This is a genomic window from Denitratimonas organivorans (assembly GCF_037478135.1).
GTDB lineage: Bacteria > Pseudomonadota > Gammaproteobacteria > Xanthomonadales > Xanthomonadaceae > Denitratimonas.
The window spans coordinates 30,827-52,309 of sequence record NZ_JBBHDV010000018.1; the positions used below are offsets into that span (position 1 = coordinate 30,827).

The following is a 21,483-nucleotide window of genomic DNA, read 5'->3' on the forward strand; positions in this document are numbered from 1 at the left end:
GCCGGTTACGGGATCAGCGTCTGGATGACGTGATCAACGTAGGCGTCGAACTCGGCCTGTTGCAGGCGCGGCTGGCCCAGCTGCAACGACAGCTGCAGGAAGCCGACGTAGGCCGCATAAGTAAGGTGTGCGCGATGCTGGGCATCAGCACGGACCATGCCGAGCTGGCGGAAGGCGAGCATCAGGTAGTCCAGGCGGCGCTTGGAGACGCGCTGCATGACCGGCTGCACGACGGGATGATCGAGCGTCTTGAGCAGTTCCGAATAGATGATGTGCGAGCGGACTTCGTGCGCGACCCGCAGGAACAGCTCACGCATGCGTTCGCGCGGATCGGCCACCGCTTCGAGCCGGGCGAACACTTCATCCAGTTCGACCTGCTCCCAACGCTCCAGCGCGGCACGCAGCAGGGCGTCACGCGAGGGGAAGTGCCAGTAGAAGCTGCCCTTGGTGACACCCAGACGGCGTGCCAGCGGTTCGACCGCGACCGCGTGCACGCCTTCCTCGGCGATCAGGTCCAGCGCGGCCTGGGCCCAGTCACTGGCACTCAGGCGCGAGGTGCGTTCGGTCTTGGCGGGGGCGGAAGCACGTGTCATCTAAGCAAGCCTATCGGAAATTCACAGGAACCGGCGCAACTCCTGCACGATGCCGACGCCGGCCCCGCCGGGGCACCGACGCGCTACACCATACGCATCCGTATTGACGGACGCCGGCGAGGCGGAACATACTCGCCGGTATGGTAACGCACCCTTCCATGATCGTGCCGCAGGCGGAAGATCGCCAGATGTCACCTTCCGACGCGCTCGCGCTGCAACGGCTGCCGGGCCGCCCGGATCGGGCCGAAGTGCTGTTCGCGCATGGTTTCGGCCAGACCCGCCAGGCCTGGACCCGGACGGCGGCAACGCTGGCCGCGCATGGGCACGGCAGCACCCGCTTCGATGCGCGTGGCCACGGCCAGAGCCGCTGGAATCCGGCGCAGCTGCCGTACGAGCTGGAACAGTTCGTCGATGATCTGGCCGCGCTGGCGCAGGACCACGCCACGCCGCCGGTGCTGGTGGGCGCGTCGATGGGCGGACTGCTGGGCCTGTATGCGCAGGGGCATCGCGATCCGCCGCCGTTCCGGGCGCTGGTGCTGGTAGATATCGCGCCGCGCTGGGATGAAGCCGGGGTCGAGCGCATCATGGGTTTCATGAGCGCGCACCCGGAAGGTTTCGATTCACCCGAACATGCCGCCGATGTGATCGCGGCCTATCTGCCGCACCGCCCGCGCCGCAAGAGCCGCGAAGAACTGGAACCACTGCTGGCACAGCGCGAAGATGGGCGCTGGCGCTGGCACTGGGATCCACGCCTGATCGATTCCATCGGTCGCCAGGGCGCGCAGTACCAGGCGCGCCTGCTGGACGCCACCGACCGCATCCAGGTGCCGACGCTGCTGGTCAGCGGCGGACGCAGCGAACTGATCGGCGATGCGCACGTGACCGACTTCCTGCAACGGGTGCCGCACGCGCGGCACGTCCGCCTGCCGCAGGCCACCCACATGGTGGTCGGCGACGACAATGATGCATTTACTCGAACCATTCTTGCTTTCCTGTCCACGTTGCCAGCCGGCAACTCCCTTCCCGCCGGAGCCCTTCGATGAGCATCCTCCTTCCCTTCCTCGCCCTGCTGCTGGCCGGCATGGTGGCCGCCTACTTCCGCGTTTCGCTCAAAAGCTGGGTGGCGCTGAGCGTGGCCGGCCTGGTGCTGGCGCTGGTGTTCAAGGCCAGTGTCGTGGCCAGCGTGATCGCGGCCCTGCTGCTGGCGCTGGTGGCGGTGCCGCTGCTGCACACCGGCCTGCGCCGCAGCCGCATCACCGCGCCGCTGCTGAAGATCTACACGAAAATGCTGCCGACGCTGTCGGAAACCGAACAGACCGCGCTGGATGCGGGCACCGTCGGTTTCGAGGGCGAGCTGTTCTCCGGCATGCCGGACTGGAAGCAGCTGCTGGCCCAGCCCAAGCCGGAACTGACCGCGGAGGAACAGGCCTTCCTCGATGGCCCGGTGGAAGAGGTCTGCAAGATGACCAACGACTGGGACATCACCCATGTGCGTGCCGACCTGCCGCCGGAAATCTGGGAATACCTGGGCAAGCAGAAGTTCTTCGGCATGATCATTCCGAAGGAGTACGGCGGCCTGGGCTTCTCCGCGACCGCGCATTCGCGCGTGATCGCCAAGCTGGCCTCGATCTCCAGCGTGCTGTCCTCCACCGTCGGCGTGCCCAACTCGCTGGGACCGGCGGAACTGCTGCTGCACTACGGCACCGATGAGCAGAAGAGCCATTACCTGCCGCGCCTGGCGGTCGGCAAGGAAATCCCCTGCTTCGCGCTGACCGGCCCGAGCGCCGGTTCGGATGCGACCTCGATTCCGGACTACGGCATCGTCTGCGAAGGCGAGTGGAACGGCGCCAAGGTGCTCGGCGTGCGGCTGAACTTCGACAAGCGCTACATCACGCTGGCGCCGGTGGCGACCGTGATCGGGCTGGCGTTCCGCCTGCATGATCCGGACGGCCTGCTCGGCGATACCAGTGATCGTGGCATCACCCTGGCGCTGATGCCCAGCGACACGCCGGGGCTGGAAGTCGGGCGTCGCCATTTCCCGCTGAACTGCACCTTCCAGAACGGACCGGTGCGCGGCAAGGACGTGTTCCTGCCGCTGTCGGCGCTGATCGGCGGCGAGGATTACATCGGCCACGGCTGGCGCATGCTGGTCGAATGCCTGTCGGTGGGCCGCGCCATCACGCTGCCTTCGACCGCCGCCGGCGGGATGAAGGCCGGCGCGCTGGTGACCGGCGCCTATGCACGGGTACGCAAGCAGTTCGGACTGGCGATCGGGCGTTTCGAGGGCGTGGAGGAAGCGCTGGCGCGGATCGCCGGCAATACCTATTCGGGCAGCGCGCTGTCGCAGGCGACCGCGGCGGCGGTGGATCGCGGTGAAAAGCCGGCCGTGCCTTCGGCCATCGCCAAGTATCACTGCACCGAGAAGGGCCGCCAGACCATCAGCGACGTGATGGATGTGCTGGGCGGCAAGGGCGTGATCCTGGGGCCGAAGAACTTCGCCGGGCGCAACTGGCAGGCGGCGCCGATCTCGATCACGGTGGAAGGCGCCAACATCATGACGCGCTGCCTGATGATCTTCGGCCAGGGCGCGATCCGCTGCCATCCGTGGGTGTTGCAGGAAATGCAGGCTGCGCGCCATCCGGACCCGGAAACCCGGCTGCGCGAGTTCGACCGTACCCTGTTCGGGCATATCGGCTTCGCCGTTTCCAACGCGGTTCGCAGCCTGGTCATGGGCCTGACCGGCGCGACGCTGGGCAAGGCGCCCGGCGACTCCTACACCCGCCGCTACTACCGCAAGCTCAACCGCTATTCGGCCAATCTGGCGCTGGTGGCCGATACGGCGATGCTGACGCTGGGCGGCAAGCTCAAGTTCAAGGAACGCCTGTCCGGGCGCCTGGGCGATGTGCTGAGCCAGCTCTACATCGCCAGCGCGATGCTGAAGCGCTACGAGGACCAGGACCGGCCGGCCGGCGATCGTCCACTGCTGGCCTGGGCCTTCCACGACTGCGCGCACAAGATCGAACTGGCGCTGTCCGAGGCGCTGCGCAACTTTCCGATCAAGCCGGTCGGCTGGCTGCTGTGGGTGCTGGTGTTCCCATGGGGCCGCCGCGCGCATGCGCCCGGTGACCGTCTCGGCCATCGCGTCGCCGCACTGCTGCTGACCCCGAGCGATACCCGCGACCGCCTTGGCGAAGGTGCCTTCCTGACGCCCTGCGCCAACAACCCCGGCGGCCGCATCAACGCGGCACTGCCGAAGGTGATCGCGGCCGAGCCGGTGGAGCGCAAGTTCCTGAAGGCGGTCAAGGCCGGCCAGATCGACGCGCTGGAAGTGGACGCGCAGCTGCAACAGGCGCAGCTGAAAGGCATCCTGAGCGCGAGCGAGGTGCAGATGCTGAAGGAACTGCACGAGATCACGCTGGATGCGATCAGCGTGGATGATTTCGACCCTTCCGAACTGGTCGCCGCCAGCTTCGTGCAGCCACCAGCGGCACGCGGCCAGACCGCCTGAAGCGGGGGCTGATGATGATTCGATTCCCTGCCCGGATGTGGGCAGGGAATCGGATCGCTCACGGAAGTCGGAATGCTGTTGTGGCGCAGATAATGCGGGGAACCGGATACCGCAACAATGCGCGTCATGGTGTCGCGGTTCGCGGTGCTCACCATGACCTATGCGGCTCGACATCACGGGCAAAACCCCATCGCGGCCAAGGCCGCTCCCACGGGATTGGGTGGCGGGGTGTGATTTGCGTGATCCCATCGCGCTCCCTTTATGAGTGCGCTCCTACCGCAATCTGGCGGCGATCAGCTCGTTCTGCCGCGATACTCCGTAAGCTCGTTGTTTGCGTTGGGCGTCGTGCTATTCGCGTGGCCGCCGCTACGTGTGCTTTTTCCTGACCGGACCTTCCCATGTCGCAACCCCGCATTCTTTCCCTTTACCGCAGGCTCGCTGCGTGGCCGGCCGGCGGCTGGCTGTTCAGCCGTCTGGTCGGCTTCAAGGCGCCCTACTTCGCCACAATCCGTGCGCGCATCACCCGGCTTGAACCGGGCTGCTGCCAGGCGCGGATGCGCGACCGGCGCGCGCTGCACAACCATCTGGGCACGGTGCACGCGATCGCGCTGTGCAATCTGGCCGAACTGAGCGGCGGGCTGATGACCGATGCCACGATCCCCGCCGGCATGCGCTGGATTCCGAAAGGCATGAGCGTGGAATACCTGAAGAAAGCGCGCGGCCCGATGCAGGCCAGCGCCACGCCGGACATCGAGGTGATCGAATCGGCCCAGGGCTACGAGCTGCCAGTCAGCGTCGATATCCGTGATGTTGAGGGCGACAGCGTGTTCCGTGCGCGTATCACGATGTGGGTGTCGCCCAAACGTCCGGCGACGGGCGGCAGCTGAAACCGGCGCGCAACGGTGCCGGGTGGCATGGATTCACGCCGTCGCGGCTTGCTTCGCTCACCACGACCTGTGTGGTCGGGGAGGTTTCACCGCGCCAGTGCGCGCCCACGGGATTTCGATGGCAGGGTGCGATCCGCGTGATCCCATCGCGCCCCCTGCGGGTGCGCTCCTACAGCCGGGGTCGCTGTTGTAGGAGTACACCCGCAGGGGGCACGATTTCCTGACCATCCCGCGGCCGAATGATCGGCCTATCCTGCCAGCCTGCATCCGACGCCACGGGTCAGGCGGGTTTGGCCTCCGGGGCGGGTGTTGGCGGGGCCGGGGTTTCCGGCAGGCCCTGCTGCGCCTTGACCACGCGCCAGGCGCCCAGCCCCATGCCGAAAGCCACGCCGACGCCGACCAGGAACACCACGTGCGAACCGAAGCCCGACAGCAGTTTGTGCAGCCAGACGAAACTCAGGTCACCGCCACGGTAGACGGCGGTATCGATCACCGCCTTGGCCTTGTAGCGCGCCTCGCGCTCGACCCGGGTGTAGAGCGTTTCGCGTGCCGGCTTGGCAAGCGAGAACTCGCTGGCGCGGGTCATCACCTGCACCACCCAGATCAGCGCCGGCAGCGGTGAAGCCGAGAGCAGCGCGAAGCCGAGCAGGATCGCGCCGGCCGGGATCAACAACAGCGGCGCGACACCGTAGCGGCGCAGCAGCCAGCGCGTCAGGAACACCTGGATCACGATGGTCAGCAGGTTCACGCCCCAGTCCAGGCGCGCGTAATAGGCGGTGCGGGTGGCATCCACGCCAAGCTGGCGCGCGATCGCGGCCTGTTCGTTGTACAGCAGTGTGCCGACCCCGACGCCGAAGAACATCAGCATCGCCAGCGCGCGCAGCAGCGGGTCCTGCCAGACCAGCCGCAGACCGGCCAGCATCGAGCCACCCATCGCGCTTTCACCGCTGGCCTCGTGATGGCGCAGCTCGCGCCGGATCGCCCAGGGCCGCAGCCGCAGGATGCACAACAGGCACAGCACCAGGAAGCCGGCCGATACCAGCAACAGATTGGCAACGCCGATGCGCTCCACCAGCAGGCTGGTGATCGTGGGCCCGGTCAGCGCGCCGATGGTGCCGCCGGCCCCGATGTAGCCGTAGACCTTCTTCGCGTCCTCGTTGTCGAAGACATCGGCCATGTAGCTCCAGAACACGCTGACCGCGAACAGGTTGAACACCGCCACCCAGATGAAGAACGCCGCGCCACGCCCTGGCATGGCGCTGTCAAAAGCCCAATAGAAGCCCAGCAGGCAGGCGATGAAGACCAGATACACCAGCGGCAGGAACACGCGGCGCGGAAAGCGCGACACCAGCGCGCCATACACCGGTTGCAGCAGCACCATGCAGATGAAGGTGCCGGTGAACAGCACCTGCAAGGTGAAATCGCCCAGATTGAAGCCCATGCCCTGCGCCCAGGCGATCAGGCCCGGCGGGAACACCGCCTGCGCATCGGCCGAGGCGCCCATCGCATCGCGCACCGGGCGCAGCACGTAATAGCCGGTCAGCAGTGCGAAGAAATACAGCAGCGACCACCACAACGCCGGGGTATCGACACCCAGCGAGGACAGGGTCTGCCGGAAACGGCCGACGGCACGGGAAGGGGAACTGGTTTGCCTGGTCACATGGGGTGGTCTTGGCCGATTCCACTGTCGACACCGGAAAGCACCGGGCCGGATCCGCGCCAAGGTATACGATGCACTGCAACATCGCCAGCATTTCCACTGCCCGAAAGCGGCTGCCGGTGACCGATGTCACAGCCACGGGAAAAACCCTCGGCGTCCGAGCATTTGCTCTATGCCGCGCGGCTAGGTTCAGAAGAATGCAGGGCGTCTTCCTGCCGGGGGTTTGCGCGTGTACGACTACATCGTGATCGGTGCCGGCTCCGCCGGTTGCGTGCTCGCCAACCGGCTCAGTGCCGATCCATCAATCCGCGTGCTGCTGCTGGAAGCCGGCCCGCGCGACTGGCACCCCTTCATCCATATGCCGGCCGGCATCGCCAAGCTGGTGCACAAGCGCAATATCAACTGGGATTACTGGACCGAACCCGAGCCTGGCCTCGGCGGACGCCGGCTGTGGTGGCCGCGCGGCAAGGTGCTGGGCGGTTCCAGTTCGATCAATGCAATGTGCTATCTGCGCGGACATCCACGCGATTACGACGAATGGGCCGCGAACGGCGCCCGTGGCTGGGACTGGAACACGCTGCTGCCATGGTTCCGCCACGCCGAGGACAACCAGCGCGGTGCCGATGCCTTCCACGGCAGCGGCGGGCCGCTTTCGGTCAGCGACCTGAAACACCGCAACCCGATCAGCGCCGCCTTCATCGAGGCCGGGCAGCAGGCCGGACACGCGTTGAATCCGGATTTCAACGGTCCCGAGCAGACCGGGTTCGGCTGGTATCAGGTGACCCAGCGCAACGGCGCGCGCTGGTCCTCGGCGGCAGCCTATCTGAACCCGGTGCGCAAGCGCCCGAACCTGACCATCGTCACCGGTGCGCAGGCCAATCGGGTTTTGATCGAAAACGGCCGCGCCACCGGCGTGGTCTACCGCGCCAAGGGCAAGGCCTATGCACCACGGGCCGAACGCGAGGTACTGCTGGCCGGTGGCGCGCTGAATTCGCCGCAGCTGCTGATGCTTTCCGGCATCGGCCCGGCCGATGAACTGCGCCGCCACGGGATCAAGGTCGAAGTGGATGCCGCCGGTGTCGGCGACAATCTGCAGGACCATCTGGACATCTGCACCCTGACCCGCAGCCGCAACGCCGACACCTACGACCGCATCAACGAACTGGCGACCGGCTGGAACTGGTTCGTGCACCGGCGCGGGCCGGGCACCAGCAATGTCGCCGAAGCCGGCGGTTTCCTGCGCAGCGCGCTGGCACCGGATGAACGCGCCGACGTGCAGTTCCATTTCGTGCCGGCGCAACTGGACGACCATGGCCGCAACCGGCTCGATGGCAACGGCTACACCGTGCACGCCTGCGCGCTGCGGCCGCGCAGCCGGGGACGGCTGAAACTGGCTTCGGCCAGCGCCGGCGACAAGGTGCTGATCCACGCCAATTACCTGTCCGATGCAGAAGGTTTCGACCTGCGCTGCATGCGCGAGGCACTGCGCCTGACGCGCGACGTGCTGGCGCAGGCCGCGCTCGATCCGTGGCGCGGCGAGGAGCGTTTCCCCGGCAGCGCGGTGCAAAGCCAGGCCGAGATCGACGCTTTCATCCGCGCCAAGGCCGAAACCATCTACCACCCGATCGGCACCTGCCGCATGGGCGATGATGATGCCGCCGTGGTCGATCCGCAGCTGCGCGTGCGCGGCGTCGAAGGCCTGCGCGTGGTCGATGCCTCGGTGATGCCGAACCTGATCGGCGGCAACACCAACGCCCCGACAATGGTCATCGCCGAACGCTGCGCCTACCTGATGCTGGGCGGCGATGGACGCGCGCCAACGGCGTGAGATTGGGTTGGCCTGCTGACCAGAACGCTCCCTCTCCCCCGCCAGCGGGGGAGAGGGTTGGGGTGAGGGGGGCTTTTCCCACGGCGCCGACAAGCAAAAGCACTCGCGCCCTGCCCATTGCGGACGATGGGGACGGGGAATGCAAAGACAGTGTTCCTGCAATCCCCTCTTCAGACGTAACCGGCCAACACGAACAGTGCCAGCACCACCAACCAGGCCACCAGGATGCGCCAGACCAGCGCCATCGCGGTGTTCATCCAGAACAGCGACTGTGGTGCATCGGTCGGTGCGTCCAGCCCGGCTTCGATATCCAGCACCTGCTGCTGGGCCTGATGCCGCGCCGATTGCTGCACGCTGGCCAGCGCCGCAGCATCGAGAAAGCCGGTGGAAAAATCGAACGGCTGCCCGTGTCGCGCCGCATGCCACTGGCGCCAGGCCGCGTACACCGCATCGAAACTGCCGACCAGCGCCAGTGCCAGCGCCATCAACTGTGCCACCGGCCAATCCAGGATCGCGAGCAGGTGGCGATAAGCCGCGGCATGCGCGCCGGGCAGGAATCCGGCTGCATCGCCCAGCGTGCCGCGTTCGGCCAGGCGGTACAGCAGCGCGCCGAACGGGCCGAGCAGCATGAACCACAGCAGCACTCCGAACCAGCGCCGCCGCGCGCCGGAAAACACGGCCGCCACCAGCCCCGGCGCATCGTCACCGGCGACCAGGCGCCCATCACCGGCCAGTTGCCCGATCGCACGCTGGCGCGCGGCTTCGTCCGGGGCTTCGTCGACCGCTTCGACATCCACATCCAGATCGCGCGGCCCCCAGCAATACAGCAGCATCACGACCGCAAAAACGAAGCCGGGAATCCCGAAAAAACGCCCGTCCAACGCACTTTGCAGACAGCCCACCAGCAGCAGCGGCAAGCCCAGCGTCAGCAACAGCGCGAACGCCGAAGCCGCGCCCGAACCGAGCCATTGCTGCATCAGCGCCAGCCAGCGCACGAACCAGCCATAGCGTCGCAGCCGGGTCAGCGGTGCCACCGCATGGCCCAGGAACAGCGCCAGCACCACGGCGATCAGGGTCGCGGACATGGGAATCCCCCGTCAGGATCGGAATGACAGGGATTCTAGAACGGGACCGGGGTGTGCTGTACCCGGGAGCGTGTGCAGCCGGGGGAAGGTGTGGCTGCAAACCGGGGCGGGATCAGGGCTGCGGCACGAATTGACGGGAAGGTTTCCCCGGGTGCGCTTTGCTTGCCCGGGCTACACGGTACGGGTTGCGAGCTTCAATCCGGTCGGCCCAAGTCGGCCAACGCCTCCGCGCCCAGCTGTTGCAGCAGCCAGTCTTCGATTAGGCGGCGCGAGATCGAAATCGGCGGCGGCAGGCTGACGTCGCCCTCGCGCACCGCCTGCACCAGTTCGGCGGCACCGAACCAGCACGCATCCTCCAATTCATCCCCGACCCGGATCTCCGGGTTGTCGACATCGGCGTGGAAGCCGACCATCAGCGCACCGGGAAACGGCCACGGCTGCGAGGAGTGGTAATGCACCGCGCGCAGCGTGACGCCGGCCTCCTCGTCGACTTCGCGCCGCACCGCGTCCTCCAGCGATTCGCCCGGCTCCACGAAACCGGCCAGCGTCGACCAGCGCTTTTCCGGCCAGTTGCGCTGGCGCCCGAACAGGGCGCGGTCGGCGTCGCGCACCAGCACGATGATGGCCGCATCGGTACGCGGGAACTGCTGCATCGCGCAGGCCGGATTGCGACAGCGGGCGCAGTGTCCGGCGCGCACCAGTTGGGTGGCGGCACCGCAGGCACCGCAATGGCGGGCGCGGCTTTGCCACAGCAGCAGGGCCTTGGCGTAGGCGAACAGGCCGCTGTCGAACCCCGGCCACAGCGCCGCCGCATGGCGCAGGCCGATCCATTGCGCGCCGTTGCGCGGCAATTCGGGCAGGTATTCGATCGGCAACGCAAACCAGGCCGTTTCCCCGGCGTTCTGGCCGAGGAAGCTGGCCGCTTCCAGCAGTTCTTCACCCAGCTCCTGCCCGCTCCAGCTGTGCAGGCCGGCGTCATCGCCCAGCGCGTGGCCTTCGAAATCCAGCACGATCACGCGCGCCTGCGGCCAACAGGCACGCAGCGCGTCGGGGGAAAGACGGGTGAGTTCGGCGCGGTCCAGCGCCAGACCGGCGAAATGGTTGCGCAGGCTCAGCTCGGCAGCCGGCGCAGACGCGTGCCGCTGCGGGCCGGACATGGCCTAGGCGGTGAACGAGGAGCCGCAACCGCAGGTGGTCTTGGCGTTCGGATTGCGGATCACGAACTGCGCGCCCTGCAGGCTTTCCGAATAGTCCACCTCGGCCCCGTGCAGGTATTGCAGGCTGAGCGGATCGACCAGCAGGGTAACGCCGTTGCGCTGCACCGCAATGTCGTCCTCGGCCTGCTCCTCGTCGAACTCGAAGCCGTACTGGAAGCCGGAGCAGCCGCCGCCGGAAATGTAGACGCGCAGCTTCAGCCCGGCATTGCCTTCCTCGCCGATCAGCTCGCCGACCTTGGCGGCGGCGGCGGTGGTGAAGTTGATCGGTGTGGTGGCCGCGCCGGCATCGGGACCGCCGCCGGCGATGGGCAATGAAACGCTCTGGGCATGCATGATGGGTTCTCAGTGAAACAACGCGCGATGCCCGACAAGATGCGGCCAGCGCGCGCGTGGATCAAGCCGGCGGCGCCGGCTCATTCATCCTGTGCCGGGCCGGAAAGCTGTTTCGGGGTGCCATCCTCGTGGATCAGGCGGCCGGTCAGGGTGGCGCCAGCGGTCATTTCCACGACCTTGTAATAGACGTTGCCCTCGACCTTGGCGCCGGTACCCAGTTCGATCCGTTCGCTGGCATGCACATCACCGATCAGGCGGCCGTTGAGGATCACCACCGGGGCCCGCACCTCGCCTTCGATGCAGCCGCTTTCGGCCAGTGTCAGTACCGCGCCGGAGGACGGATCCTCGGCCACGACCGCACCTTCGATCGCCCCCTCCACATACAGCCCGCCACTGAAATGCACGTCACCGCAGATCCGGACGCGCTCGCCGATCAGGGTTTCCACGCCACCGGATGAAGTACGGGCGGATTTCTTCCTGTCTCCAAAAACCATGGATCAACTCACTCCCTGGGTCGTGTCGTCCTGCCAAGGCAGAACCTGTTCTGATTGCCCCTGATTGGATCGGATGCTCACACGCACGCGGTGCGGCACGAAGCCGGCCGGCAGCGCCACGCTGCCTTCCAGCTGCTGGAAATACTTGAACGAGAACGGTAGCGCGGCGGCGCCCTTGTCCTGGGTCAGTTCGGACCATTGCAGGGTGCGCAGCTTGCCTTCCTGGCTGCCTTCCACGCTCAGGCTCAGTTCGCCCTTGCTGATCGCGGCCTTCTTCAAGTTCTGCGTCAAGGTCAGCACGTAACGCCAGCCGCCCTCGCCCGCGGCAACGAAACTCAGACTGTGCACCGACAGCGCCTGGCGCTCGCCGCCGCCGCCGGCCAGACGTTCGTAGAACGCGACATCGTTGCGCAAGCCGGCCAGCTCGGCGTCGCGTTCCACCAGTGCCTGCTGCAAGGCGCGCGCGGCGTCACGCTCGACCTGTTCGGAGCGCTCCAGCGTGGCGACCTTCTGGCTCAGCCGTTCAACCCGCTGCCTGGCTGCCGCATGTTCTTCCTGCAATTCGGTCAGATCACTGCGCAGCTGCGCGGCATCCGGCGCAGCGCGCCGGGCGCCGGTGTTGTAGGCCAGCAGCACCGAGCCCATCCACGCCAGCAGCCCAAGCAGCAGCACCCAGCGCACATACGGGCGCGGTTCGGTGATGACCAGACGGGGGCGGGGTGAAGCCATGGAGGGCGGGGGGGCGGCGCGGATGCGCAAAGGACAGGCGAACGGCCAGTTAGCCACCGCGCCCGGGATGCGTCAACCCGGAACATACCTATATCGGGATGCGTCACACTTCCTGCACCATTTCCATCTGCGTCCCCACGACCACCCGCTTCAGGAGTCTGCAATGAGCGAAGCCCAGGTATTCGCACTTGGCATCACCCTGGCCTGGCTGGCCGGGTTCCGGGCCTATCTGACCGTGTTCGGGCTCGGCATCGCCGGCTGGTTCGGCTGGCTGGAACTGCCCGGCGCGCTGGAGCTGTGCCAGTCGCCGTGGGTACTGGGCATTTCCGGGCTGCTGGCGGCAGTGGAATTCGCCACCGACAAGATCCCAGGCGTGGATTCGGGCTGGGATCTGGCCCAGGTGCTGTTGCGGGTACCGGCCGGTGCTTTTCTGGCCAGCGCCGCACTGGCCGGCCCGGAAGGCGAAATGAGCCTGGGCTGGGCCATGGCCGGCGGCGGTGCGGCGCTGGCCAGCCATGCGCTGAAGGCCGGCACCCGCTTGCTGGTCAACGCCTCGCCCGAACCGGTCAGCAACGTCGCCACATCCGTCGGCGAGGACACCCTGGCACTGGGCACGCTGGCGCTGGTGTTCGCCTATCCGTGGGTGGCACTGGCAATCGTGCTGGCAGTCAGCATCGGCTTCGCGCTGGTGGCCTGGTGGGTGGTGCGGCGGCTGTGGCGCTGGCGGCGCACCACTGCCGCCACCGGCCGCGCCTGACAGCAAGGTTACAGCCCGGTTATAGTCCCGCCCATTGATCAGGGGGACACTCCACCGCGTCATGCTTCCGCAGGTCGACCCCGCGACCAGGCCCTTCCGATCGCCTGTGTTCGCCGCCTTCTATGCTCGCCGGCTCAACGAATTGCGTGGCCGCGTCGCGCACCTGTGCACGCAGGCCTGGGATGTGAACTCGGCCTGGCTGTTGCACCGGGATCTGGACAGCCTGATCGGGCTGTGCACCCGGGCCGAAGCCGAATTCGATACTTCCGCGCTGCGCGAACTGGCCGATGCGGTGTCGCAGGCGCTTGCGCAGCCGCATGTGCCGGACGAGGAAACCCGCCACCACGTGCTGGAACGGTTCTCGCTGATCGACACCCACGCCGATGCGCCGGAACTGGGCCAGGCTGCGGTGCGCCACAGCGAAAACGAGCGCGTCGAAGTGCCGCCACCCGGCTTCTGGCGGCGCTGGACCGGCGATGCGCCCTCCCCGACGCGCTCGGCCTCCGAAGCCGCCAGCAACGACGAGGACAGCGACGACGCCCTTGGGCTTGCCGACATCGATATCGACGCGATGCTGGCCAGCGGCACGGTCCGCAGCAGCACCCAGATCGTGCAGGAACGCATCGCGCCGCATCTGACCCAGGTGGAAGCGCCCGAATCGGCTGGCATCGAGCCGCCGGACGATTTCATCTCCGCCGACGACACGATCGAACTGTCCGACGACTACAACTGGGATCTGCGGGCCCGCACCGGCACCCAGCCGGCAGTGCCACAGGACAGCTCGCTGGATGCGTTCTGGGAAGCGACCGACGGCCTTGGCAGCGCCGCCACTCGCGAACCGGATTTGGATCTGGCCCCGCAGCCGCCGGTCGCAACACCGGCGCTGGAACCATCACCGCCGGCGGTGTCGGCCGAATCAACACAGACGGCACCAGCGCCATCGGAAGCAGCGCCCGGCGCCATCACGGATGCGGCGCCACCGGTCGTGCCCGCAGCCGTAGCCGTCCCGGTATCGCCACCAGCAGCGGCAACCGCAGGCCAGGTCGAACCTGCCGTTGCGCCCGCATCCGCTGACGTCCGCGCAGCCACCGCTGCGTCATCTTCCGCCAGACACGAAGTGCCATCGATACCTGCATCCCGCCCCGCGCCGCCAGCCACGGCGCCAGCACCAACGCCGGCCGCACCGCTCGAACCCGAACTGGTATCGGGCGCCGGCAAGCGCATCTACCACCTGACCGAAAGCGGCGAGCTGGCGGTCGAGCTCGACCAGCGCCTGGAACAGCTCGGCTACGAACTGGAACTGCTGGAAAACGCCGAGGAACTGAAGGAAGTGCTCGGCGCGCTGACGCCCAACATCGTCCTGGTCGATGCCGAGTTCCAAGACGAACTGGAAAGCATCGGCGCCGTGCTGCGTACCGCGCGGATGCGTGCCAGCAACCCGATCCGGCTGCTGGTGCTGTGCCGGACCGACACCATGGCCGCGCGCCTGGCCGCACGCCGTGCCGGCGCCGATGCACTGCTGTTCGATCCGCAGACTTCGAACGAGGTGATCGCGCGCATCGAAACCCTGCTGCACGACTCGGCCGATGCGCGCTTCCGCATCCTCGTGGTCGAGGACGATCCGGCCCAGGGCCTGTTCGCCGAATCCATCCTGCGCAATGCCGGCATGGAAGCCGAAGTGGTGCAGGACGGGCTCAAGATCATGGAGGCAATGGAGCGTTTCCAGCCGGATCTGGTGCTGATGGACCTGTACATGCCCGACTGCGACGGCACCGAGCTGACCGCGCTGATCCGCGAGCGTGACGAATTCCTGCATACGCCGATCGTGTTCCTGTCCGGTGAGAGCAACGAGGACAAGCACTACGAAGCGCTCAGCGCCGGCGGCGACGATTTCCTGTCCAAGCCGATCCGGCCCAAATACCTGATCGCCACCGTCACCAACCGGGTACGGCGCGCGCGCGCGATGCGCCAGCGTGCCGCCCAGGTGGCGCGCCCGGAACCATTCGACAGCGGCACTGGCCTGCACTTCCGCGCTGCGATGCTGGAGCGGCTGGAACAGGCGCTGATGCAGCCGGATGTCGCGCAGCGCGATGGCGGCCTGCTGTTCATCGGCATCGAGAACGTGCCGGCGCTGCGCCAGCGCATGGGCCTGACCACGGTCGAGGAGCTGCTGGAGGATGCCGCACAGTTCATTGTCGGGCAGCTGGGCCAGGGCACGATGGCCTGCCGTTATGGCGATGCCTGCTTCCTGGTGTTCGATGCCGAGGCCGATCCGCTGCAGTTGCAGGCCAACGCCGACCAGCTGCGCGATGCGATCGGCTTCCACGCCTTCGACACACCCAAGGAGCCGGTGACACTGGAAGTGGCGATCGGCGCCGCCAACCTGCGCCATCCCTTCGCCGACGCCGCCGCGGTGCTCAACTATGCCGAACACGCGGCCCGCAGCACGGCCAGCGCGATGGCCGCCACCGCCGGCGCATCCATCACACCCGCCACTGGCCGCGGCGAGGCCACGGCCGGCGAGGCGCAAATCCGCGACGAACTGCTGCCGCTGATCGCCGATGCCATGACGCTGGGCCTGCTGGATGTGGACTACCAGCCCATCGTCGCGCTGCAGGGCGGCGAAAAGGCCCAGTACCAGACCCTGCTGCGACTGCACCATCCGGATGGCACCACCTACACCGCCGGCCAGCTGCTGCCGCTGCTGCGCGAACAGCAACGCCTGGCCGAATTCGACCGCTGGGTGCTGAACCACGCGCTGGACGTGGCGTCCTCGCGCCTGGCGATCGCGCGCCCGGTCACGCTGTTCGTCAACCAGTCGATCGAAACCCTGCGCGCTGCCGGTTACGCGCAATGGCTGACGGACCTGGTCAGCGGCGCCTCGCAGATCGGCGAGTCGCTGGTGATCGAGATCAACGCCGACGAGGTCGGGCTGGAGCTGGAAGCCATCCATGCGCTGTGCACCGGCCTGCTCAGTCATGGCGTGCGCTTCTGCCTGAGCCGGTATCGCGGCACGCCGGACCAGGACGGCATGCTGCATGTGCTGCCGGTGGATCTGGTCAAGGTCGCGCCGGAACTGGTCACGCAGCTGGGTGGCAGCCAGGCCCGCGCCGATTTCAGCGCGCTGGTGGAGCGCATGCACGACCGCGCCATCGGCGTCATCGCGCCGCGCGTGGAGGACACCCGCACCGCTGCGGTGCTGTGGATGTCCGGTATCGATTACATCCAGGGCAACCTGGTGCAACTGGCCGGCAGTTCGCTGGATTTCGACTTCAACGCCGCGGTGCTCTGATGTCCTTCGCCCGTCTTGTCACGCTGCTGGGTTGTGCTGTTGCGATCATCACCGGGCTGGCGACACTGGGGCTGCCCGCGCATGCGATGCAACTGGCCCTGGTCGGCACCGCCGCCGCCGGCATCGCACTGGCCGCAACCCTGATCAGCGCGCGCCCGGTCCGTGGCGAACACGCCGCAACCCCGGCCGGCGGCAGCACGTCCGATGGCGGCGGCAACGCGACCGGCGACGACGGCAATCTGGAACTGATCGCCGAACTGGAACGCCTGCGCGCACTGGAGCAGGAACTGACCCTGGCCAAGCAGGAAGCCGAGGCCGCGACGATGGCCAAGGGCGAGTTCCTGGCCACGATGAGCCACGAAATCCGCACCCCGCTCAACGGTGTGATCCCGCTGCTGGACCTGTTGCAGTCCACCCCGCTGTCGCCGGACCAGCGCGACTATCTGGGCACCGCCTTCGCCTCGGCCCAGCAGTTGCTGCGCATCGTCGACGACATCCTCGACTACTCCAAGCTGGACGCCAACAAGCTGCAACTGGAAAACGTCAGCATCAACCTGCGCGAGCTGAGCTCGGGCGTGCTGCGGCTGATGGAAAAGAGCGCCGAAGCCAAGGGCCTGCGCCTGGGCCTGGCGATCGATTCCAGGGTGCGGCCGGTGATGCGCGGTGACCCGGTGCGGCTGCGCCAGGTGCTGACCAATCTGGTCAGCAATGCGATCAAGTTCACCGAGCGCGGCAGTGTCAGCGTGCACATCAGCCGCTTGGGCGAAACCCGGACCCGCAACCAGCTGCGCTTCGAAGTGCGCGATACCGGCATCGGCATTTCGACCGAAGCAGCCGAGCAGCTGTTCCAGGCTTTCTCACAGGCCGACGCTTCCACCACCCGCACCTTCGGCGGCACCGGTCTGGGACTGGCGATCTGCAAACGCATCATCACCCTGATGGGTGGCCGCATCGGAGTGGATTCGACTCCGGGCAAGGGCTCCACGTTCTGGTTCGAAGTGGCGCTGGACAAGGCGCTGGGCGATATCGAAGGGCGTTCCGCGCTGGAGGCCGGCACCGTCCAGGTGCTGCTGGTCACCGCCAATGCGGCGCAGCAGAAGCGCTTTTCGCAATCGCTGCAGCAGTGGGGCATGGGCTTCGTGCACGCGGCCAACACCCAGGAGGCGCTGGCCCGGCTGCGCGCACCGCTGCGCCCAGGCCAGCGCGGCTTCGACATGGTGCTGGTGGATGCGGCATCGATCCCGACCACGCTGCTGGCGCTGCACCGCGTGCTGCTGCGCGAAACCGATCCGCAGCACACCGTGCGCGTCTATCTGCGTGCCAATGAAAGCCTGCCGCCGGAACTGGGCAGCACCGCCGGCGTGCACGTGCTGACGCGCGACAGCAACGATGTGGAACTGCACGCGCGCCTGACCGCGCTGCTCGAATCCCCGCCCGAAGCCCTGCCCGAGCCCACTCCCGCACGCACCGGCAGTGCCACCACAGCACCAACGGCGCAGGTGGTACCGATCAGCGCCGCCGTCGTGGATCACACCACACCGACACCCGCGACACCGACACTTGCAGCGACCAGTGCGGCAGTGGACAGCACAGCAGCACCATCTGTTCCGACCCCGGCACCAGCTTCCGTGATTCCGGCAGCACCGGCAGCCACGACACCGTCACCGGCGCAGGCCGAAGCCGCAACGCCGGCCCCCACGTCCGCCGGCGACAGCGTTTCCACGCTGCCGGACCAGATCGCCGCGCCGGTACAGCGCAGCGTGACGCCGGTCCGCAGCCCGTCCGCCGGCGCTGCACCGGGCCGGGTGCTGCTGGTCGAAGACAACCCGGTCAACCGCCAAGTTGCGCAGCGTCTGCTGAGCCTGGCCGGCATCGCCTTCGACAGCGCCGAGAACGGCAAGGAAGCCTTCGACAAGATGGCCGCCGAGCGCTATGTCGCGGTGCTGATGGACTGCCAGATGCCGATCATGGACGGCTACACCGCGACCCGGCAGCGGCGCCAGCACGAACAGGCCCACAACCTGCCGCGCCTACCGATCATCGCGATGACCGCCAACGCCATGGTCGGCGACCGCGAAAAGTGCCTGGACGCTGGCATGGACGACTACCTGAGCAAGCCATTGAACCGCGCCCTGCTCGAATCCACGCTGCGCCAGTGGATGGAAGCCTCGCCGCATGCGCTACCGGAGAGCAGTCCCACTCCCGTGCCGGCACTGATTGCCGCGCCACTGACGACGCCGGCCACGCCGGCTGCCGGCGCCGCCGTTCTGTCGAGCGAGCCGGCCATCGATACCGCCATCCTGGCCGAACTGCGCGAGGTCATGGGGCAGGAGTTCGTGTCGCTGGTGCATGTGTTTCTCGACGATGCACCCCGCGCCATCGCGCGCATCCACGATCTGGCCCGCAAGCAGGACATCGCCGCCATCGCCGCACCGGCACACACGCTCAAATCCACCAGTGCCAATCTCGGCGCGCTGGTGCTGTCGGCGCAGGCGCGCAGCATGGAGCTGGACGCACGCCAGGGCAGCCTGCGCGATGCTGAAGCCAAGGCCGCCGGGTTGATGGCCGAATTCGGTCGCGTGGCGGCTGAATTGCGGCAGCGGATCAGCTGACGCCGATCACCGCGCTGCCGGCCGATTCGGGCGGAAGCCATCCTCGCAGACCCCGCCTGATGCCGCGCGCATCGGCCCGGACCCGGTCTGAACCCGGCCCCGCGCCCGTACTCAGGCGTCGGCCGGCAGGCGCTGCTGCCAGGTCGGCGCCGGCGGCCAGTGGCCTTCGAAGGTGCCTTCCATCGCACGCCGCAGGTCGCGGGCATCCAGTTGCGGCGCCAGCAAGGTCAACAGCGTCAGGGTGTAGTCACGCGGCACGCGCTCACGCGGCAGCACGCCCCAGGCCATGCACTGGGCGAAATGCTCATCGGCCGGCAGCACCACCAGATCCTCGTCACCGCCGTCCTGCATCGCCATCTCGGCCAGCACGCCGATGCCCAGCCCGGCCCGCACATAGGTCTTGATCAGGTCCGCATCGCGCGCGGTGAAGGCGATGCGTGGGTCGTGCCCAGCCTGCGCGAACGCGGTGCGCAGCGAGGATTCGGGCCGGAGCGAGGATTCGTAGCTGACAATCGGTTCACGCGCCAGTTCGGCCAGCGTCGGCGCGCGCCGCAACCGCGCCAGCGGATGCGCGGCCGGCACCACGACCACGCGCCGCCACGAATACAGCGGCAGCGCGACCCCGCCGGACGGCGGCTGGCCGGAGCTGCTGACCAATGCCACATCGGCGCCACGGCCCAGTTCGGCCACGGCCTCGCCATCGCCGGTCGGCACGATGTGCACGCTGACTTCCGGATAGCGCTGGCGCAGCGGCGCGATGGCCGGCGGCAACACGTAGCGCGCCTGGGTGTGGGTGGTACTGATGCTCAGCTCACCCTGCGCTTCGCCGCGCAGATTGGCGGCCAGCGCGCGGATATTGCCGGCCTCCAGCAGCAGCTTGCGCGCCCGTGCGATGACTTCGGCGCCGGGTACCGTGATCGCGTCCAGGCTGCGGCCCTTGCGCAGGAACAGCTGGAAGCCCAGTTCGTCTTCCAGCTGTTTCAGCTGCTTGGACAAGCCCGGCTGGGTCGCGTGCACGCGCTCAGCGGCCAGGGTGATGTTCAGGCCGGAATCGGCGATCGCGACGAGATAACGCAGTTGGGTCAGGGTCATGGCATGGCACGCAGGTCGGGCATCGGAAGCGCCACCGATCAGGCCACGCTAAGCGCCCCGATGGCAGGGTGTCCAAGAATCAGCGGCAGGCACCTTATAGCCTGAAAGTTATAAGCAAACACGACAACACCATTTACCCGCGAGCCGCTGCGGCGCCAAGATCACCGCCAACGCGCGCGCGTTCCGCTGCTATTCGCGGCCGTCACCGGCCCTTCGCGGCACTGCCGGATCATGTCCTGTCGCGCCTTTCCTCTTTTCCAGGAGTTCCCATGTCCCTTCACGATTCCATCCTCGACACGATCGGCCGTACCCCGATCGTGCGCCTGAACCGCATCGGCCCAGCGCACGCCACGCTCTACGCCAAGATCGAATCCTTCAACCCCGGCGGCTCGGTCAAGGACCGCCTCGCGCTGGCCATCGTGCTGGATGCCGAACAGCGCGGCCTGCTCAAGCCCGGCGACACCATCGTCGAGGCCACCTCGGGCAATACCGGCGTGGCGCTGGCGATGGTGGCGGCCGCGCGCGGCTACGGCTTCGTCGCGGTGATGACCGAAACCTTCTCGATCGAGCGCCGCAAACTGATGCGCGCCTATGGCGCCAAGGTGATCCTGACGCCGGCCGCCGAACGCGGCACCGGTATGGTGCGCAAGGCGAAGGAACTGTCCGAACAGCATGGCTGGTTCCTTGCCAGCCAGTTCGCCAACCCGGCCAACCCGGCCTTCCACCGCAACACCACTGCGGCGGAAATCCTTCAGGATTTCGCTGGTCGTCGGCTCGACTATTTCGTCAGCGGCTGGGGCACCGGCGGCACCTTCACCGGCGTGGGCGAAGTGCTGCGCGTGGCGCGCCCGGAAGTGAAGTTGATTGCCGCCGAACCGGCCGCTGCCGCGCTGCTTTCCGGGCAGGAATGGAAGCCGCACAAGATCCAGGGGTGGACCCCGGACTTCGTACCCGACGTGCTGAACCGCAACCTGGCCGACACCGTGCTGGCGATCGACGACGACGAAGCCATCGCCACCTCGCGCCGCCTCGCGGCCGAAGAAGGCATCTTCGTCGGCATCTCGGCCGGTGCCACCGTCGCCGCCGCACTGCGCACCGCGCAGCAGGCCGAAGAAGGTGTGGTGCTGCTGGCGGTGCTGCCCGACACCGGCGAGCGCTACCTGTCCACACCGCTATTCGAAGGCATCGCCGAAGGCTCGGACGATGAGTGGCTGACGTCGATCGGGCCATAAATACGGCCCGGCGATAAAGTACTGCCGGAATACCCCGCATGAGGTATGCCGGCGTTCAGACCCACGCCCGCGTGTCGCCCGGCGCTGCGTAGCCCGTATATGGACTCCTCCTCTAGCGCAACCCCATCGGACGGGAAGATCACCGCGAACGTATATTCGGCTTC

At 67.4% G+C, this 21,483-nt stretch carries 16 protein-coding genes; 8 read left to right on the forward strand and 8 right to left on the reverse strand.

The features are described 5' to 3' along the window. Positions 1-5 precede the first annotated feature (5 nt). Positions 6-593, reverse strand: coding sequence for a TetR/AcrR family transcriptional regulator (locus tag WDB66_RS14400; RefSeq protein ID WP_339399307.1), 588 nt, complete (start codon positions 591-593; stop codon positions 6-8). Between the two features lie 140 nt (positions 594-733). Between WDB66_RS14400 and WDB66_RS14405 the strand changes: the two genes are divergently transcribed. The 3 genes from WDB66_RS14405 (at position 734) to WDB66_RS14415 (ending at position 4,988) form a co-directional block, all read left to right on the forward strand. Continuing rightward, entirely contained in the window at positions 734-1,636 is a 903-nt protein-coding gene (locus WDB66_RS14405) for an alpha/beta fold hydrolase (RefSeq protein ID WP_489670873.1), read from the forward strand. Continuing rightward, entirely contained in the window at positions 1,633-4,101 is a 2,469-nt protein-coding gene (locus WDB66_RS14410; RefSeq protein WP_339399309.1) for an acyl-CoA dehydrogenase, read from the forward strand. Before WDB66_RS14405 ends, WDB66_RS14410 begins: the two co-directional genes overlap by 4 nt. Before the next feature lie 398 nt (positions 4,102-4,499). Beyond that, positions 4,500-4,988, forward strand: a complete 489-nt coding sequence (locus tag WDB66_RS14415) for a hotdog fold domain-containing protein (protein WP_339399310.1) — start codon at positions 4,500-4,502, stop codon at positions 4,986-4,988. Positions 4,989-5,268: 280 nt separating this feature from the next. Here the strand turns inward: WDB66_RS14415 and WDB66_RS14420 are convergent, their stop codons facing one another. After that, the gene (locus tag WDB66_RS14420) at positions 5,269-6,648 is read right to left on the reverse strand and encodes an NTP/NDP exchange transporter (RefSeq protein WP_489670874.1); all 1,380 of its coding nucleotides are present in this window, start codon (positions 6,646-6,648) and stop codon (positions 5,269-5,271) included. Between the two features lie 229 nt (positions 6,649-6,877). Here WDB66_RS14420 and WDB66_RS14425 point away from each other — a divergent pair, with 229 nt between their 5' ends. Continuing rightward, positions 6,878-8,476: a GMC family oxidoreductase gene (locus WDB66_RS14425; RefSeq protein WP_339399312.1), complete on the forward strand. Its 1,599-nt coding sequence runs from the start codon at positions 6,878-6,880 to the stop codon at positions 8,474-8,476. Between the two features lie 170 nt (positions 8,477-8,646). Here the strand turns inward: WDB66_RS14425 and WDB66_RS14430 are convergent, their stop codons facing one another. The 5 genes from WDB66_RS14430 to WDB66_RS14450 form a co-directional block, all read right to left on the reverse strand. Next, complete coding sequence (locus tag WDB66_RS14430) at positions 8,647-9,561, reverse strand: hypothetical protein (RefSeq protein WP_339399313.1); 915 nt, start codon at positions 9,559-9,561, stop codon at positions 8,647-8,649. Positions 9,562-9,755: 194 nt separating this feature from the next. Next, positions 9,756-10,718 carry an NAD(+) diphosphatase gene (gene nudC / locus WDB66_RS14435; RefSeq protein ID WP_339399314.1) on the reverse strand — a complete coding sequence of 321 codons (963 nt, stop codon included), beginning with the start codon at positions 10,716-10,718 and terminating at the stop codon, positions 9,756-9,758. A gap of 3 nt (positions 10,719-10,721) precedes the next feature. Continuing rightward, positions 10,722-11,111 carry an iron-sulfur cluster insertion protein ErpA gene (gene erpA / locus WDB66_RS14440; protein ID WP_339399315.1) on the reverse strand — a complete coding sequence of 130 codons (390 nt, stop codon included), beginning with the start codon at positions 11,109-11,111 and terminating at the stop codon, positions 10,722-10,724. 80 nt (positions 11,112-11,191) lie between these two features. Then, positions 11,192-11,605, reverse strand: coding sequence for a bactofilin family protein (locus tag WDB66_RS14445; RefSeq protein WP_339399316.1), 414 nt, complete (start codon positions 11,603-11,605; stop codon positions 11,192-11,194). A 3-nt stretch (positions 11,606-11,608) separates the two neighbouring features. Next, positions 11,609-12,334 (reverse strand): DUF6776 family protein, encoded by a 726-nt coding sequence (locus tag WDB66_RS14450; RefSeq protein ID WP_339399317.1) that lies wholly within the window; start codon positions 12,332-12,334, stop codon positions 11,609-11,611. 163 nt (positions 12,335-12,497) lie between these two features. Here WDB66_RS14450 and WDB66_RS14455 point away from each other — a divergent pair, with 163 nt between their 5' ends. From WDB66_RS14455 to WDB66_RS14465, 3 genes are all read left to right on the forward strand, one after another. After that, the gene (locus WDB66_RS14455) at positions 12,498-13,091 is read left to right on the forward strand and encodes a DUF4126 domain-containing protein (RefSeq protein ID WP_339399318.1); all 594 of its coding nucleotides are present in this window, start codon (positions 12,498-12,500) and stop codon (positions 13,089-13,091) included. A 106-nt stretch (positions 13,092-13,197) separates the two neighbouring features. Continuing rightward, positions 13,198-16,383 carry an EAL domain-containing protein gene (locus WDB66_RS14460; protein WP_339399319.1) on the forward strand — a complete coding sequence of 1,062 codons (3,186 nt, stop codon included), beginning with the start codon at positions 13,198-13,200 and terminating at the stop codon, positions 16,381-16,383. Further along, a complete protein-coding gene (locus WDB66_RS14465) occupies positions 16,383-18,995 on the forward strand; it encodes an ATP-binding protein (protein ID WP_339399320.1) in 2,613 nt (870 codons plus the stop codon). The genes WDB66_RS14460 and WDB66_RS14465 overlap by 1 nt, the downstream gene beginning before the upstream one ends. Before the next feature lie 111 nt (positions 18,996-19,106). On the opposite strand, the gene WDB66_RS14470 is transcribed toward WDB66_RS14465, so the two are convergent. After that, complete coding sequence (locus WDB66_RS14470) at positions 19,107-20,087, reverse strand: LysR substrate-binding domain-containing protein (protein WP_339399321.1); 981 nt, start codon at positions 20,085-20,087, stop codon at positions 19,107-19,109. A gap of 269 nt (positions 20,088-20,356) precedes the next feature. On the opposite strand from WDB66_RS14470, the gene cysK reads away from it, so the two are divergent. Beyond that, complete coding sequence (cysK, locus tag WDB66_RS14475; protein WP_339399322.1) at positions 20,357-21,319, forward strand: cysteine synthase A; 963 nt, start codon at positions 20,357-20,359, stop codon at positions 21,317-21,319. Positions 21,320-21,483: the final 164 nt, after the last annotated feature.